Raw genomic sequence first — 16,577 nt, 5'->3', positions numbered from 1 at the left:
GTTCCCAGCCCCTGAAGGTCGATGTGCGCATCATTGCCGCCACCAATCGGGACCTTGAGGAGGAAGTGAGAAAGGGGCGCTTCCGGGAAGATTTGTGGTACAGGTTACATGTATTTCCCATAACGGTGCCGCCCTTGCGTCAGCGTCAAGAGGATATCCCCTTGCTGGTCAAAGCTTTCGTCCGGAGGTTTAACAGGAAGATTGGAAAAGAGGTTACCAAAATTCCCCCGCAAGTGATGGAGAACTTGCGTCAGTATCCCTGGCCCGGAAATGTCAGGGAGCTGGAAAACATCATCGAAGGGGCCGTTATCAATACCGATGGACCCGTTTTGCAACTGGCAGGAGAAATGAAAACCCCCCTGCCAGCCCCCCCCGCCTCCCCGAGCGAAAGTCTTGAGGCGGTGGAACGGTCGCACATTCTGCAGGTTCTCGGGAAGGTTGGCTGGAAGATCGACGGCAAGCAGGGAGCGGCCGCCAGATTGAACATTAACCCCAGCACCCTGCGTTCCCGCATGCGAAAACTTAATATTTTTCGGAATCAGTAAAAGCCCCTCATCGTGATATTTCACGGATCCGCGAAATATCACGACCTCTCTAAGATCGCTCCCCTCCCACCTATCACATATTAGTCAAATAATATCAAAGGGTTGAATTTTCTTCTCGATCTGGCATGGAAGATGATTATCCGTTTGCCGGATCGAATGGCATCCGTTTACTGAAAGGGGAAAAGTCCTTGTCCGTATTTGCCCTATTGAAAATGGTGACTTCCCCCAAAAAACGCACAGAGTTTTTGCAAACACTGGAAACACTCAGATACAGCACTTGTCAGCCTGACTCGGGATGTATCGGGTACCGCTTTTTCCAGGAAGGCGAAAATGAAAACAGGGTCATCCTGATTTTGGAATGGCAGACCCAGGAGAAGCTGACCGCATTCCGAAATTCCGACCAGTACAAAATATTATTGGGTGCCATCAGCTTGTTGTGCGAGTCCTCTGAAATAACAACCGGCTCTGGGCAGCCGGAGGTTTTTTCCTTAGGCAGCGGGCGTGGAATCCATGAGGGCAGTTCGGGCTGAACCTCAAAAATGACAACGAGGTTCGGCATCGGATATCCAAACTGATTTTGAACCCCACGATTTTTATTTCTTAACGATTTCGACTATCTATGAAAAACAAGAAGGCTCTTGGCAGTACCATTCGGAATTTTTCACGGTTATTTCACCGCACGGATCTTTTCCAGATGGTTGTCGGGGGCTTGCTCGATGGCAGCGGCCGCCCCATTTGCTGCGAGATGTGACCGGGGAATTACCGCCTTTGGGGCATCCGGTCACTCATCCGGCGGGTGTGATCAAGGCTCCCCAAAAAGCGACTCCCGAAAGCCAATAGAAAGGGGAATAACGCATGGAATCGACTGAAAAATTCTCACGCGGCACCCTGACCGCCATGGTGGTCGGATCCATGGTCGGGGCGGGGATCTTCTCGCTGCCGGCCCGTTTCGGGGCGTCCACCGGGCCCTTCGGGGCCATCGTCGCCTGGCTGGTGGCCGGCGGCGGCATGCTGATGCTGGCCTTTGTCTTCCAGTCCCTGGCGGTACGCAAGCCCGATCTTGATGCCGGCATCTTCGCCTACGCCCAGGCGGGGTTCGGCAATTTCCTGGGGTTCGCCGCGGCCTTCGGCTTCTGGGCCGGGACCTGCCTGGGCAACACGACCTATTTCATACTGATCAAATCCACCCTGGGGGCATTTTTCCCGATCTTCGGCGACGGCAACACGCCGGCGGCCATCATCGTCTCCTCGGTCATCCTGTGGGCGGTGCATTTCATGATCCTGCGCGGCATCAAGGAAGCGGCCTTCATCAACAAGGTGGTGACCGTCGCCAAGATCGTCCCGATCTTCGTCTTCATCGTGATTATGGCCGTCACCTTCAAGGCCGATCTTTTCGCCGCCAGTTTCTGGGGCGGCGGCGACTACAGCGGGGCCGACATTTTCAACCAGGTGCGCAGCACCATGCTGGTGACGGTTTTCGTCTTCATCGGGATCGAGGGCGCCAGCGTCTATTCGCGCTATGCCAGGCGCCGGGAGGACGTCGGCTGGGCGACGGTGATGGGCTTCATCGGCGTCCTCTGCCTGCTGGTGCTGGTGACCCTGCTGCCCTTCGGAGTGCTGCAGCGACCCGAGCTGGCCGGGCTGAGGCAGCCGTCCATGGCGGGCGCCCTGGCGGCGGTGGTCGGCCCCTGGGGGCTCAAGTTCGTCAGTGCCGGGCTGATCGTCTCGGTCCTGGGCGCTTACCTGGCCTGGTCGCTGCTGGCCGCCGAGGTCCTCTACTCGGCCGCCAAGTTCAACCTGGTTCCCCAGGGACTGGGCCACGAGAACCAGCACCAGGTCCCATCCGCCGCGCTCTGGATCACCAACATTTTGGTCCAGATCTTCCTGATCCTGACCATGTTCGCCCGCTACGCCTTTGACCTGGCCCTGGAGATGACCAGCGCCATGACCCTGATCCCGTACGTCCTGGTGGCGGGCTACGCCCTCAAGCTGGCCCTGACTCGGGAGACCTACGCGCCGGGGTCCAAGGACCTGGGGTGGGACTTGACCTGGGCGGCTATCGCCACCGTCTACACCCTCTTCATGCTGTGGGCCGGCGGGCTGAAACACCTGCTGCTCTCCTGCATCCTCTTCGCCCCCGGGGCGCTGCTATTCGTCATCGCCCGCCGGGAGCAGGGGGCCGCGGTCTTCACCACGGCCGAGAAGGGGCTCTTCGGCCTCGTGGCGGCGGGGGCGGTAGTGGGTCTCTACGCCCTGGCCACCGGCCTGATCGCCGTCTGACGCCAACGCGCAAACTTAGGAGGAACTGCCAATGACGAGCCAAAGCCAAACAACCACGGCCGGAAAGCAACCGGTCTACGGGGTCCACTCCGAGGTCGGCACCCTGCGCAAAGTCATGGTCTGCGCCCCCGGGCTGGGCCACACGCGCCTGACCCCCAGCAACAACGACTACCTGCTCTTCGACGACGTTCTCTGGGTGCAGGCCGCCAAGCGCGACCACTTCGACTTCATGACCAAGATGCGCGAGCGCGGGGTCGAGGTGGTGGAGATGCACAACCTCCTGGCCGAGACGGTGGCGATCCCCGAGGCCAGGGCCTGGATTTTGGACCGCAAGATCAAACCCACCAATGTCGGCCTGGGGCTGCTCGAGGACACCCGGGCCTACCTGGAGAGCCTGGAGCCGCGGGTCCTGGCCGAATTTCTGATCGGCGGGCTCTCGGTGGTGGACATCCCCAAGGAGTTCGCCACCTCGGACTACCTGGAACTCGTGCGCGAAGCCCACGGGGTGACGGAGTACCTCCTGCCCCCGCTGCCCAACACCCTCTACACCCGCGACACCACCTGCTGGATCTACGGCGGCGTCACCCTCAACCCCCTCTACTGGCCGGTGCGCCGCGAAGAGACCCTGCTGACCACCGCTATCTACCGCTTCCACCCCTCCTTCGCCAACGCGGGCATCCAGGTCTGGTGGGGCGACCCGGACCAGAGTTTCGGCCTGGCGACGCTGGAGGGCGGGGACGTGATGCCGGTGGGCAACGGGGTGGTCCTGATCGGGATGAGCGAACGGACCTCGCGCCAGGGCATCTCCCTGGCGGCAGCCGCGCTCTTCGCCAAGGGGGCCGCCGAAAAAGTGATCGTGGCGGCCATGCCCAAGCTGCGCGCCGCCATGCACCTGGACACGGTCTTCACCTTCGCCGACCGCGACCTGGTGACGGTCTACCGGCCCCTCATGGACCAGGTGCACGCCATCACGCTGCGGCCCAGCGACAAGCCTTCCGGGATCGAGGCCACCATCGAAAATAAGCCCTTCGTGGACGTGGTCGCCGAGGCCTTGAACCTGAATAAACTGCGGGTCATCGAGACCGGCGGGGACCACTACGCCAACGAGCGCGCCCAGTGGGACAGCGGCAACAACCTGGTGGCCCTCTCCCCGGGGGTGGTGGTCGCCTACGACCGCAACACCTGGACCAACACCGAGCTGCGCAAGGCCGGGGTCGAGGTCATCACCATCGCCGGCGCCGAGCTGGGCCGCGGCCGGGGCGGCGGCCACTGCATGACCTGCCCGCTGATCCGCGACGCCATCGATTTCTGACAAACGCCGATGGCGTGAGACGGGGGCGGCGCTTTCATTTTAACGGTTCTGCAAAAAGCAAGTTACGGTGCGCAAATCTCGAGAAGTGAGGCCTATCTCAAGATGCGCCGCAGCGACTTCGAAAAGCAGCGTAACTCAGAAATTAACCTTTTTGCGGAACCGTCAAAGGGTGTCATTCAGGGCGAAGCCGAAGCCGATGGTGGATTGGTTCCAGTTGTAATCGATCATGCTTTCGCCGTAGCCGGTGAAGCCTTTGACATAGGCGCGCAGCGGCCCCAACAGGGGCGGCGACATCCAGGTGAACTGGGCCGCTCCCTTGCCCTCCCTGATGTTGCCGCGCCCCATGAGCGCCAGGCTGTGGTCCCCGATCTTGTAGATCGCGGTGAGGTCCCCGTAGCCGTAGTAGTCGGTGATGTCCTCATTGTCATCGTCGCTAGAGCTTTCCGGGATCCGATACCAGGGCCGGGCCAGGAGCGCGAAGTTGCCGCGCTCGATGCCAAACTCCGCGAAGAGGCGGTCCCAGCTGCGCGAGAGGATATCGGAGCGGCCGTTGGACTGGTGGACGTAGCCGAAGTTGAGCAGCCGCCAGTGGAAGCCGGCAAATTCCAGACCCGGCCGGTAGCTCAGGAAGATTGTGGGCATGTAGTTGGTTTCCCGGAAGGGGCGCGACACGTCGTCGTTGTAAACCTGCCAGTGGCTCTGCTGGGTGTAGGCGATCCACGCCCCCCAGTGCCGGTCGTCGGTGGTCCAGAGGCGGGTCTTGAAGCTGATCTGGAAGACCGCCTCGACGGCGTCGATATCCTGGTCCGAACCGGCGGCCTCGAACAGGGGCGAGAAGGGCTCGTCGTTGGTTCTGTCGGTGTAGCGGGCGAACAGGAGGTAGTTGGGGCGGTAGGTGCTGAGAATGAATTTGGGGGCGTCGGGCGCAAAACCCCAGGCGGCGTCGATCAGGGAGGGCGCCGGGGCCGAGGCGGCCGCGACGGGCTCCGCAGGGGTGACGATCTCCAATTCCGACGGGGCCGCCGGCTCCTCGGGCGCCGCCGGCCGGGCGCCGCTGAGGCGGTCATAACAGGCCAGGCGTTCAGTGTCCGACTGGATCGCCGCGCACTCCGCCAGGGTGGGGGTCTGGGCCATTGCCGGCTGGCCGACGGAAAGCAGGATGAGGGCGCAGAACGCGGCCGACCTGGCGCCATGCGAAAGCTGGAAGATCATGGATCACCTCATTGCAGGAAGTCATGATGGGAGATACCGGCCGGGTTCATCGTGTCTTTCCGCGGCAGCCGGCTTTGAAACAGGTGGGGATGGCGTAAATGTCCATTTTAGAGGCGAGCTATCGCAAGAAGGGCCGTTGGTTGTCAACAGGATAATTTCCCTCGGTTCACACAAGAGCAGATTTTCGGCGGTCACTACCACCTCTTTCCAAGGCTATCGGGCCGAGGCCCCTGTCGGAGCCGCCAAATTCCGCTTGACACCCCTTGCCGCTCTGCTATTTTAAAGAAAAGCAATGACTTGCCCTCTTTAAGACCCACCCTGGCTCCGGCTGATTGGTTTCCACCCAGAACGAATGCGAATACGATAAAGGATGAGGGCCCCGATGAGCGAAACGACCCCCAAACCGGCCCGACCGCTCAGCCTGGCCGAGGCGGCGGTACCAATCCTGGCGCTCATCGTACTTGTCGGCCTGTCCTACTTCCTCTTCGGCGATGCCGGCGCCAAAGGGCCCAACCAGGTGGCGCTGGTGATTGCGGCGCTGGTGGCGACGCTCATCGGACGGCGTGCCGGCCACAGCCTCGATGCGCTGGGCGAGGCGGCCAGCACCAGCATCGGCACCGGTGTGGGCGCGATTTTGATCCTGTTCGCGGTCGGCGCCCTGATCGGCACCTGGGCGATGAGCGGCACCCTGATGGCCATGGTGTACTACGGCCTGCAACTGCTCAACCCGAATTTCTTCTATGCGACGGCGGTCGTCATTTGCGCCATTGTCTCCCTGAGCATCGGCAGTTCCTGGACGGTTGTCGGCACCATCGGCGTCGGCCTGGTGGGCATTGCCATCAACATGGAACTCAGCCCGGCGATCACGGCGGGGGCGGTGATCTCGGGAGCCTATTTCGGAGACAAGTCCTCGCCGCTCTCCGATACCGCCAATCTGGCCGCCGCCGTCGCGGGTGCGGACCTCTACCAGCACCTGCGCGAGACGCTGTGGACCTCGGTGCCCACGCTGGCGGCCGCTGTCGCGCTTTTCTGGTTTCTGGGTGAGCCGGGTGATGCCGATGTTTCGGCCAAGGCCCGGGCCATCAATGAGGCTTTCGGTGTTTCGCCGGTCCACTTCCTGCCCTTTCTGGTGGTTTTCGCCCTGGCGTGGCTGAAAGTCCCGCCCTTTAAGACGATCATGATAGGCGCGCTGGCGGGCGCCCTGCTGGGGGTCGTCATGGCCCCCGAGCGGGTCATCGCGTTTGCCGCCGCCCCCCATCTGCCGGCCCCGCTGGCGCTGCTCAAAGGCGCCTGGCAGGCGTTGGCAAGCGGCTATGTCTCGACCACCGGCTACGCGGCCATCGATCAACTCGCCTCCCGGGGCGGCATGGATAGCATGCTGAGCACGGTCTGGTTGATCATCGTCGCCCTGGGCTTCGGCGGCGTGGTCGAGAAGGCCGGTGCGGTGGAGCGTCTGGCGGCGCCGCTTCTCGCCGTGGTGAAGTCCACCGGGGCCCTGGTGACGACCCTGATCGGGTCGACGGTGGCGACCAACGTCGTCACGGCCGACCAGTACATCGCCATCGTGCTTCCCGGCCGGATGTTCAAGGGCGCCTTCGGACAGCGCGGGCTTGCGCCGGTTGTCCTGTCCCGCGCACTCGGAGATTCAGCCACCGTCACCTCGGCCCTGATCCCCTGGAATAGTTGCGGCGCCTTCATGGCGGCCGCGCTGGGCGTAGCCACGCTGAGCTATGCGCCTTTCACCTTTTTCAACCTCTTGAACCCGCTGATTTCGATCCTGTTCGGGTTCGCCGGAATCCGCATGCTGAAACAACAGCCCGAAATGTCGGTTTCCAGCTGACCCGGACTTCAACCTACTTTTATAAATGGGGAGTTTGGCGTGAACAAACGAATTTTGAGATTGACTCTGGCCGCTTTGCTGGTGCTCCTCGCCGGCTGCACCACCACCGGCCCCGGTTCGGGGGACCCCGATTTGCAGCGCCGCAACATCGACGCCGGCGTGGACAGCGCCCTCTCCGAACTCTTTCGGCAGGTGGGGGGCTCCCAGGAGCTGGTGGCACAGGCCCGCGGCGTGCTGGTGTTTCCCGCCGTGCTCAGGGCCGGCTTCATCTTCGGCGTCGCGCGCGGCCAGGGTGCGCTGCGGGTCGGCGGCGAGACCCGGAGCTACCACGCCACCACCGGCGGGTCCTTGGGCTTGCAGGCCGGCGCCCAGTCCACCGCGGTCTTCCTGCTTTTCATGACCGACCAAGCGCTGACGCGCTTCCAGAACAGCCGGGGCTGGACGGTGGGTGCCGATGCGTCGGTGACCCTGCTCTCGGTGGGCGCCAACGCCCAGGTGACCACCGCCACGGCCCAGCAGCCGGTGGTTGGGTTTGTGCTGGTCAACAACGGGCTGATGGCGGGGATCTCCCTGGACGGGACGCGCATCACCCAGTTGAACCTCTGATCGATCGCGGAGCCGACGGCACGCCGGCCGGAGATTCGTGTGCGGTACACCCACGCAGCATCCACAGGAAATGGGCTATGAAACTCTGGAAAATCGCCTTTGGGCTGGTGGCGGCCGGCATTCTGGCGGGCTGCGCCGCGCCTGCCGGAAGTATTCCCAAAATCGAAGAGCGCCTGGTGATCAGGGGCCGGCTGTCCTACCCGGAGCGGATCGCGCTGCCGCCGGCGAGCGCGGCCGTGGTGGAGCTGCGAGCGACCGATGTCCGGCCAGCGGCCCTGGTGGCCGAGCAGCACCGGCAGCTGGATGGGCGCCAGGTGCCGATCCCGTTTGAGTTGAGCTTGGACCCCGCCTTGCTCCAAAGCGGCGGCCGCCACCTTTTTCGGGGCGCGATTGTCTCGAGCCCTGGTCCGCTGCGCGTCACCCAGAGCGTGGAGATCGCCGTCAAGTCGGGGGTGGTGGCGCTGGGGGAGCTGCGGCTGCGGCCGGTGGAGCGGACCGTTTTCGGCACCCCTTACCGCTGCGGGGATGTCGCGGTGGTCTTCGGCGCGCTGGGGACGAATGACCTGTTGGCCGTCGGCGGCCGGAGCTATGACCTCAAACCCGTGGTGTCGGCCTCCGGCGCCCGCTATGTGGCCCTCGACGACAGCGACACCAGCTTTTGGAGCAAGGGCGACCGCGCCACGGTGGTGGCGCATGGGGTCACGCTGCCGGAGTGCCGGGTGGTCACCGCACCCGAGCTTCCCTTCACCGCCCGTGGCCAGGAGCCCGGCTGGCAGATCACCATCGCGGCCGAGGCGATTTCGCTCAATGCCGACTACGGGGCCCTGCAGCTTCGCATGCCCCGGCCGGAGCCGGAGGTCACCGCCGCGGGCATCCTCTACCGGACCGCCGCCGACGGCCGCAGCCTTTCGGTCTCCATCCAGCCGCGGATCTGCGCCGATATCGCCACCGGCATGCCCCACCCCTACCGGGTGCGCTACGATCTGGACGGGGAGACGCATTCCGGCTGCGGGGGCGAGCCGAAGTCGCTATTGACCGGCGGGGAATGGGTCGTGGAGGAGATCGGCGGCCAGCCGGTGATCGCCGACGCCGAGGTGACGATTCTCTTCATGGAGGAGGGCCGCGTGGCCGGCGGCGCCTCCTGCAACCGGTTTTTCGGCAGCTACAAACTGAGCGGTGAGGGCCTCACCTTCGGCCAGATGGGGGGCACGATGATGGCCTGCCCCCAGCCGCATGCCGACCAGGAGGCGCACTTCTTGAGATTGCTGCAGGAGACCTACCGCTTCGAGATCGACCCCGAAGGCCGCCTGGTGCTGCACACCCCCGGGCAGGAGCGCATCGTGGCCCGGCGCAAAAATTGACAGTTCCGTAAAAAGGCCAATTTCTGCGTTGCGCTGCATCTCGAAGTCGCTGCGGCGCAGATTGGTGCACCTCACGCCGCTGAGAGTTGCGCGCCGTAACTTGACCCTTTTACGAAACTGTCTGGATATTGACATTTTACTGGTTCATCACCTTTATAACGGCACCCATCAAAAGGCGGGATTGACAAAACCGATCCCTTGCTGAGCAATAAATATTATTGACCCCGATATGGAATCGAGCCCATGAGCCCAAGCAAATCGCGCAAGTTCGCCGCCTCCGCCCCGGAGCGCAAAACCATCGACCTCGCCCTCCAAGGGGGCGGCGCCCACGGCGCCCTGACCTGGGGGGTTTTGGACCGCCTGTTGCAGGATCCGCGCATTCACATCGCCAGCATCAGCGGCACCAGCGCCGGGGCCATGAACGCGGTGGTCGTGGCCGACGGGTTGGAGCACGGCGGCCGGGAGGCCGCCCGGGAGAATCTCTCCGCCTTCTGGAAGGCGGTCAGCGATGGGGCCCGCACCTCGCCCGTGCAACGCACCCTCTGGGACCGGTTGACCAGCCGCTTCAGCCTGGATTACTCGCCGGGCTATCTCTTCTTCGAGCACCTCACCCGGCAGTTTTCGCCCTATGAGCTGAACCCGCTCAACATCAACCCCCTGCGCGACATGGTGGCCGCCAGGGTCGATTTCGAGCGGGTCAACCGATGCACCACGCTCAAGGTCCATGTGACCGCCACCAACGTGCGCACCGGCCGGGGACGGGTCTTCACCCAGCCAGAGCTCTCCGTGGACACCATCATGGCCTCGGCCTGCCTGCCGTTTCTCTTCCAGGCGGTCGAGATCGACGGCGAGGCTTACTGGGACGGCGGCTTCATCGGCAACCCGGCGCTGCACCCCCTGGTGGAGGACATGGCCACGCGCGACCTGGTGGTGGTCCAGATCAACCCCCTGGTGCGGCAAAAGCTGCCGCGCACCGGCCGCGAGATCATCAACCGCTTAAACGAGATCACCTTCAACGCCAGCCTGATCAAGGAGCTGCGAGCCATCGAGCTGCTGCACCAACTGATCGCGGCCGAGAACCTGGAGTCCGAGCGCTACCGCGACTGCTTCGTGCACCTGATCCACTGCCACGAGGAGCTCAAGGGCCTGGATGCCTCCAGCAAGCTCAACGCCGAGTGGGCCTACCTGACCTACCTCAAGGAGCGCGGCCGGGCCTGGGCGGAAAACTTCCTGGAGCGTCACTTCGACGACCTGGGCCGGCGTTCGACTTTTGATCTCCAATCCCTGTTCAGCGACAGCTTCAAACCGCCGTGCCTGGATTCAGCCGAATCTTCCGGCCGGCCGTCAAAATCGAAGGCCTGAGCCGGGTCCTGGTGATCCCGGTAGCCCGGCAGGACCGGCTGTCCCGGACAGTTTCAACCCCTGCTAACCCCCAATGACCGACACACCCGCTGCCCCGAGAGGTTGCCCATGCTGCAAATTCGACACCCCGACCACCGGAAGTTTCGGCGCCTGACCCGCGCCGGCTTCGGCTTTTGCCTGCTCCTGTTGGCGGCTTGCGGCTCCCCGGAACAAGCGGGCGCACCGCCGGCCGCCGCACCGCCGGCCGTCGTGGTGGCGCCGGTCTCCACCCAAAACGTGCCCATCTACGGAGAGTATGTAGCCCGCAGCGAGGCCCGCGAAACCGTGGAGATCCGCTCCCGGGTGGCGGGCTTCCTGGAGAAGGTGCTCTTCGAGGAGGGCAGCCGGGTAAAGGCCGGGGAGCTCCTGTTCGTGATCGACCAGCGGCCCTACCAGGTGGCATTGCAGGCGGCCCGGGGCGGTCTCGCCCAGGCCCAGGCCGCCCTGAACAAGGCCCGGATGGATGTGGCGCGCCTGCAGCCGCTGGTGGCCGAGGACGCCGCCCCGCAGATGGATCTCGACAACGCCGAATCGTCGGTGGAATTCGGCCAGGCGTCCATCGAAAAGGCCAAGGCGGCCATCGCCGACGCCGAGTTGAACCTGAAATTCACCGAGATCCGCGCCCCCATCGGCGGGGTTATCGGCAAGCAGGCGGTGACGGTGGGAAACCTGGTGGCCCCGGACCAAACCCTGCTGACGACCCTCTCCTCCCGGGACCCCATGCGGGTGGTCTTCAGCCTCAGCGAAGTCGACTATCTGCGCGTGGCCCAGCAGCCCCCCGAAGGCAACCCCTTTGTCCCGGTCGAGAACGCCGCGCCCTTCGAACTAATCCTGGCGGACGCTTCCGTCTATCCCCACCGGGGCAGCCTGAGCTTCGTGGACCGCGCCTTGAGCCCGACCACCGGCACCCTGAACGTGTATGTCAATTTCCCCAACCCCGACGGGCTGCTGCGACCCGGGCTGTTCGGCCGCGTCCGGGTGGTGCTGGAGGAAAGACCTGGCGCCCTGCTGCTGCCCCAGCGGGCGGTGCAGGTCATGCAGGGCGTGCAGATGGTGCTGGTGGTGGACAAGGACGATGTGGTGGCCCTGCGCCCCGTCACCACAGGGGGGCGGCACCGGGATTTCTTCATCGTCACCGAGGGGCTCGCGGCCGGCGAGCGGGTGGTGGTGGACGGCCTGCAACGGGCCCTGCCGGGCCGCAAGGTGACCCCCAGCCAGGAAAAGGTCGAGGGATAGGGTCATGGTCAAATTTTTCATCCACCACCCCATCTTCGCCATGGTGATATCCCTTGTGATCACCATCGCCGGCGTGCTGGCGATCTTCGCCCTGCCGGTGGCGCAGTTCCCCCCCATCAGCCCGCCCACGGTCACGGTGGAGACCTTCTTTTTCGGGGCCAGCGCCCGGGTGGTGGAGGAAAACGTCGCCATCCCCATCGAGCAGGAGGTCAACGGCGCCGAGAACATGCTCTACATGTCCTCCAGCAGCACCAGCGACGGCCGCTACTCCCTGACCTGCACCTTCGCCGTGGGCACCGACATCGACATCGCCCAGGTGGACGTCCAGAACCGGGTCAGCCGGGCCGAGCGCGACCTGCCGCCGGAGGTCATCAACTTCGGCATCACGGTCCAGAAAGCCTCGCCGGACATGCTGATCGTGCTGTCCCTGTATTCCCCCAACGGGACTTACGACAATCTGTTTCTCAGCAACTACGCCTCCCTGAACCTCTACGACCACATCTCCCGCATTTACGGGGTGGGCAACATCGCCATCGTGGGGGAGCGGCAGTACGCCATGCGCCTCTGGGTCCGGCCCGACCGCCTGGCCGGCCTGGGGCTCACGGCCACGGACGTCGTCCAGGCGGTGCGGGACCAGAACGTCCAGGCGCCCGCCGGCCAGGTGGGTCAGCCGCCGGCCCGGCCCGGGGTGGTCTTCCAGGAGACCGTGGACGTGCGAGGGCGTCTGACCGACGAGGAGGAATTCGGCAACATCATCGTCCGCACCCAGCCGGACGGCGCCATCCTGCGCATCCGGGACGTGGCCCAGGCCGAGCTGGGGGCCCGGATGTACACCTCGTTTTCGCGCCGCGCCGGCAAGCCGGCCACCACCCTGGTGGTCTACCAGCTCCCCGGGGCCAACGCCCTGGACGTGGCCGACAAGATCCGGGACTTCATGAAGGAGGCCAAGCAGAGTTTTCCGCCGGACCTGGAATACGAGGTCTCCTACGACAACACCCTCTTCGTGCGGGCCGCGCTCACCGAAGTGGTGTTCACCTTATTTAAGGCGCTGGGCCTGGTCATCCTGGTGGTCTTCATTTTTCTGGGGAACATCCGGGCCACCCTGATTCCCTGCCTGGTGGTGCCCGTACCGATGGTGGGCACGTTCGCGATCTTCGCGGCCCTCGGGTTTTCCATCAACACCCTTTCCCTGTTCGGGCTGGTGCTGGCTATCGGCTCGGTGATGGACGACGCGATCGTGGTAGTGGAGGCCGTCAAAGCCCACATGGCGGAGGGTTTGAGTCCGCTTGAGGCCACCGAAAAGGCCATGGGCGAGGTCACCCGGCCCATCATCGGAGTGGCCTGTGCCCTGCTCGCGGTCTACGTGCCGATCGTTTTCCTGGGGGGTATCGTCGGCCAGCTCTACCGCCAGTTCGCCTTCACCCTGTGTTTCGCCGCCCTGCTCTCGATCCTGGTGGCCTTGACCCTCACCCCGGCATTGTGCGTCAAGATCCTGCGCCCCAAGAAGAAGGACCAGGTGGGACCGTTGGCCGCCTTCAACCGCTGGTTCAACCGCTTTTTCGACGGCCTCACGGCCGGTTATCTCAAAGGTGTCAAATTCTTCATGGGCCGCCTGGTGGTGCCCCTGGTCCTCCTGGCGGCGGTGTATGTGGGCGCAGGCGGCCTCCTGCGGACCCTGCCCGGCGGGTTGGTGCCGGAAGACGACCAGGGGGTCGTTTTCGCCACTTTCACCCTGCCGCCGGGGGCCTCCCTGGAGCGCACCGACGCGGTCCTGACCCGCGCCGAGCAATTTGCCGCGGAGGTTCCGGGCATCCAGACGATTCTCGGCTGGGGCGGCTTCAACCTCATGACCAGCTCGTTCAGCTCCGACGCCTGCACCCTGGTGATGACCCTGGAGCCCTGGGACCTGCGGACGTCCGGGGAAACCCAGGTGACCGCCATCATGCAGCGCCTGCGCCGGGAGTTCGCAGGCTACCCCGAGGCCCGCGCCTTCGTTTTCTCGCTGCCCTCGATCCCCGGCATGGGCAATGTCAGCGGCTTCCAGTACCAGCTCCAGGACCGCGCCAACCACACGCCGGAGGAACTCTTCGGCCAGGCCCAGAACATGGTCGCGGCTACCGCCGGGGAACCGGCGATCGCGGCCCTCTTCAACACCTTCGAGGTCAACGTGCCCCAGGTCAGGCTGGAGATCGACCGCGACAAGGTCCAGACGCTGGGTATCCCGCTGCGAAGCGTCTTCGACGGGCTGCAGCTCTACCTGGGCAGCTTCATGGTCAACGACTTCAACAAATTCGGCCGGGTATACAGCGTCATGATCCAGGCCAAGCCGGAATTCCGCCGAGGCCCGGAGGACATCGGCGACATCCATGTGCGCAACGCCACCGGCGAGATGGTGCCTCTGAGCACCCTGGTCACGGTAAACCCCCACAGCGGCCCGATCCACATCAACCGCTACAACATGTTCCGGTCGGCGGAACTCTCGGGGCAGAGCGCGCCGGGCTTCAGCTCCGGGCAGGCCATCGCCGCCATGGAGCGCCTGTCCGAGGACCTGCCCCGGGGCTTCGGCTTCGAGTGGACCGGGCTGGCCTTCCAGGAGAAGCTCGCCGGCGGCCAGGCCGCCTACATCTTCGCCTTCTCGGTGCTCTTCGTTTTCCTGATCCTGGCGGCCCTCTACGAGAGCTGGGCCATTCCTCTGGGGGTCCTGCTGGGGCTGCCGATAACGGTCTTCGGTGCCCTTTCGGGAATCTGGCTGCGGGGGTTGGCCAACGACGTCTACGTCCAGGTGGGCATCGTGATGCTCATCGGCCTTAATGCCAAAATTTCCATCATGATCGTGGAATTCGCCAAAAGCAAGCGCGAGCTGGAGGGCTATTCGATCTTCGACGCCGCGCTGGAGGGCGCCCGGCTGCGCTTTCGGGCGGTTCTGATGACCGCCCTGGCGGAGGTCTTCGGCTTGACGCCCCTGCTGCTGTCCTCGGGCGCCGGCGCAGCGGCCCGCTGGTCGGTGGGCACGGCCGTCGTTGCCGGCATGGCCACCGCCACGCTGCTGAGCCTGTTCTTCATTCCGACGCTCTACTTCGCCGTCCAGTCAGCGGTTGAAAAAATGAAGGGACCGCATGCCGTGCCAACCCAGGTCCACAAGGAAGGGGGGCGCCCATGAAACGATCGGCTTTGCTCCTGATCGGTGCTGCGCTCTTGAGCGGCTGCCTGGCCCCCGCCTACGTCCGCACCCCGGGGGAGGTCCCCGAAGACTACCGCTTCCAGTCCCTCAAAGGTCAGCCCCAGCCCGAACTGGCCACCCTGGCCGACCTGGACTGGTGGGAGATCTTCGACGACCCGGCCCTCCAAAGCCTGATCGGCATCGCCCTGGCCCAGGGCTACGACGCGCGCCTGGCCTTCGCCCGGGTGGCCGAATCACGGGCCGCGGTGGGGGTCAGCCGTTCGTTTCTGCTGCCCCAGGTGGGCGGCACCGCCCTCTACCAGCGCCAACGGTTGAGCCGCACACGGGTCGACCCGCCGATTCCCTCGAACGCCAATACCACTGAAAACTTTGCCCAGTTCAGCCTCGACCTTTTCTGGGAGATCGACCTCTTCGGACGTCTGTCGAATCTCACCAAGGCCTCCCAGGAGCTTTTCTTCGCCTCCGAATGGGGTCAACGGGCGGTGTGGGCCGCCGTGGTGGCCGACGTGGCCCAGGCCTACTTCGAACTGCGCGCCCTGGACCGCCAGCTGGAGATCTCGCGCGCCACCCTGGCGTCCTTCCAGAATTCCCGCCGCCTGGTGATGCTGCGCCACCAGCGCGGGGTGGTCTCCGGGGAGGACGTGGCCCAGGCCAACGCCCTGGTGCACATCGCCGGCGCCCGGATCCCGGACCTGGAGCGTCAGGTCGCCCAAAAGGAGAACCAGCTCAGCATCCTGCTGGGGATCACCCCCCAGGCCATCCAGCGGGGCAGGTCCCTGACGGAGTTGATCACGCGCCCCACGGTTCCCGCCGGCCTGCCCTCCGAGCTGCTGGAGCGGCGGCCGGACATCCGGCAGTCCGAAGCGATTCTCAAGGCCGCCAATTACCGCATCGGGGCGGCGCGGGCCAATTTTTTCCCCCGGATTTCACTCACCGGCCTGAGGGGCACCCAGAGTGTGGACCTGTCGCGCCTGTTCACCGGCGCCTCCAGCACCTGGAGCATCGGCTCGAACCTGGCGCTGCCGATCTTCACCGGCGGCTTCAACACCTACACCCTGCGGACCACCGAGGCCCAGCAGGAACAGGCCCTGATCCTCTACCAGTTCACCGTCCGCCAGGCCTTCCGCGAGGTGTCCGACGGGCTGGTGGCCCACGCCCGGCTGGAAGAATTCCGCCGGGAGCAGGAAGCCCTGGTGGAGAGCTTTCGGCGCTACTCCGAGCTGGCCGGCAAGCGCTTCAAGGGCGGGCTGGAATCCTTCCTGACGGTGCTGGATTCCGAGCGCGAACTCTTCGCCGCCAAACTGGACCTGGCCGCGGTGCAGCGCGACCAGCTCCTGACCATGGTGCAGCTCTACAAGGCCCTGGGGGGCGGCATAAAACCCATCCGAGATCCGTCCGGACTGAATGCCGCCGCCAGCCCCCCCGCCCGGAAGCCCGCCGCGGCAAAACCCTGAGGGGCGCTGCCGGGGGAGGGTCAACCTTTGCGGCCGAAACCAACGCCGGGCGCGCCCGCAGCTTCTTCGAGCGGCTCCGGAGCTGCGACGGGGGGGCGATGCCTCCCGGCACTGCGGCGAAGCGGGCGACACCCCGGTTTGAACCTGGG

At 64.7% G+C, this 16,577-nt stretch carries 12 protein-coding genes; 11 read left to right on the top strand and 1 reads right to left on the bottom strand.

Annotation, left to right across the window (positions count from 1 at the left end):
• The 4 genes from LJE63_16455 to LJE63_16440 all read left to right on the top strand — a co-directional run.
• The coding region (locus tag LJE63_16455; protein ID MCG6908196.1) for a sigma 54-interacting transcriptional regulator at positions 1 to 545 on the top strand (545 nt) is incomplete at its 5' end.
• Positions 546 to 670: 125 nt separating this feature from the next.
• Positions 671 to 1,075, top strand: coding sequence for an antibiotic biosynthesis monooxygenase (locus LJE63_16450; GenBank protein MCG6908195.1), 405 nt, complete (start codon positions 671 to 673; stop codon positions 1,073 to 1,075).
• 325 nt (positions 1,076 to 1,400) lie between these two features.
• Positions 1,401 to 2,825 (top strand): basic amino acid/polyamine antiporter, encoded by a 1,425-nt coding sequence (locus LJE63_16445; GenBank protein MCG6908194.1) that lies wholly within the window; start codon positions 1,401 to 1,403, stop codon positions 2,823 to 2,825.
• 31 nt (positions 2,826 to 2,856) lie between these two features.
• A complete protein-coding gene (locus LJE63_16440; GenBank protein MCG6908193.1) occupies positions 2,857 to 4,137 on the top strand; it encodes an arginine deiminase in 1,281 nt (426 codons plus the stop codon).
• Between the two features lie 162 nt (positions 4,138 to 4,299).
• Here the strand turns inward: LJE63_16440 and LJE63_16435 are convergent, their stop codons facing one another.
• Positions 4,300 to 5,349 (bottom strand): phospholipase A, encoded by a 1,050-nt coding sequence (locus LJE63_16435; protein MCG6908192.1) that lies wholly within the window; start codon positions 5,347 to 5,349, stop codon positions 4,300 to 4,302.
• 382 nt (positions 5,350 to 5,731) lie between these two features.
• Between LJE63_16435 and nhaC the strand changes: the two genes are divergently transcribed.
• The 7 genes from nhaC to LJE63_16400 all read left to right on the top strand — a co-directional run bounded on the left by nhaC (position 5,732) and on the right by LJE63_16400 (position 16,428).
• The gene (gene nhaC, locus LJE63_16430) at positions 5,732 to 7,189 is read left to right on the top strand and encodes a Na+/H+ antiporter NhaC (GenBank protein MCG6908191.1); all 1,458 of its coding nucleotides are present in this window, start codon (positions 5,732 to 5,734) and stop codon (positions 7,187 to 7,189) included.
• Between the two features lie 39 nt (positions 7,190 to 7,228).
• Entirely contained in the window at positions 7,229 to 7,795 is a 567-nt protein-coding gene (locus LJE63_16425; GenBank protein MCG6908190.1) for a hypothetical protein, read from the top strand.
• A gap of 77 nt (positions 7,796 to 7,872) precedes the next feature.
• A complete protein-coding gene (locus tag LJE63_16420) occupies positions 7,873 to 9,156 on the top strand; it encodes an META domain-containing protein (GenBank protein ID MCG6908189.1) in 1,284 nt (427 codons plus the stop codon).
• A 243-nt stretch (positions 9,157 to 9,399) separates the two neighbouring features.
• Complete coding sequence (locus LJE63_16415) at positions 9,400 to 10,518, top strand: patatin-like phospholipase family protein (protein ID MCG6908188.1); 1,119 nt, start codon at positions 9,400 to 9,402, stop codon at positions 10,516 to 10,518.
• A gap of 108 nt (positions 10,519 to 10,626) precedes the next feature.
• A complete protein-coding gene (locus LJE63_16410; protein MCG6908187.1) occupies positions 10,627 to 11,793 on the top strand; it encodes an efflux RND transporter periplasmic adaptor subunit in 1,167 nt (388 codons plus the stop codon).
• A gap of 4 nt (positions 11,794 to 11,797) precedes the next feature.
• On the top strand, positions 11,798 to 14,953 hold the full coding sequence (locus LJE63_16405) for a multidrug efflux RND transporter permease subunit (GenBank protein ID MCG6908186.1): 3,156 nt from the start codon (positions 11,798 to 11,800) through the stop codon (positions 14,951 to 14,953).
• Positions 14,950 to 16,428, top strand: coding sequence for an efflux transporter outer membrane subunit (locus LJE63_16400; protein ID MCG6908185.1), 1,479 nt, complete (start codon positions 14,950 to 14,952; stop codon positions 16,426 to 16,428). The genes LJE63_16405 and LJE63_16400 overlap by 4 nt, the downstream gene beginning before the upstream one ends.
• The last annotated feature ends 149 nt before the right edge of the window (positions 16,429 to 16,577 follow it).

The organism is Desulfobacteraceae bacterium (assembly GCA_022340425.1).
GTDB lineage: Bacteria > Desulfobacterota > Desulfobacteria > Desulfobacterales > JAABRJ01 > JAABRJ01.
Note: the sequence above shows the minus strand (reverse complement) of the source record. Positions and strands in the feature narration are given on the sequence as shown.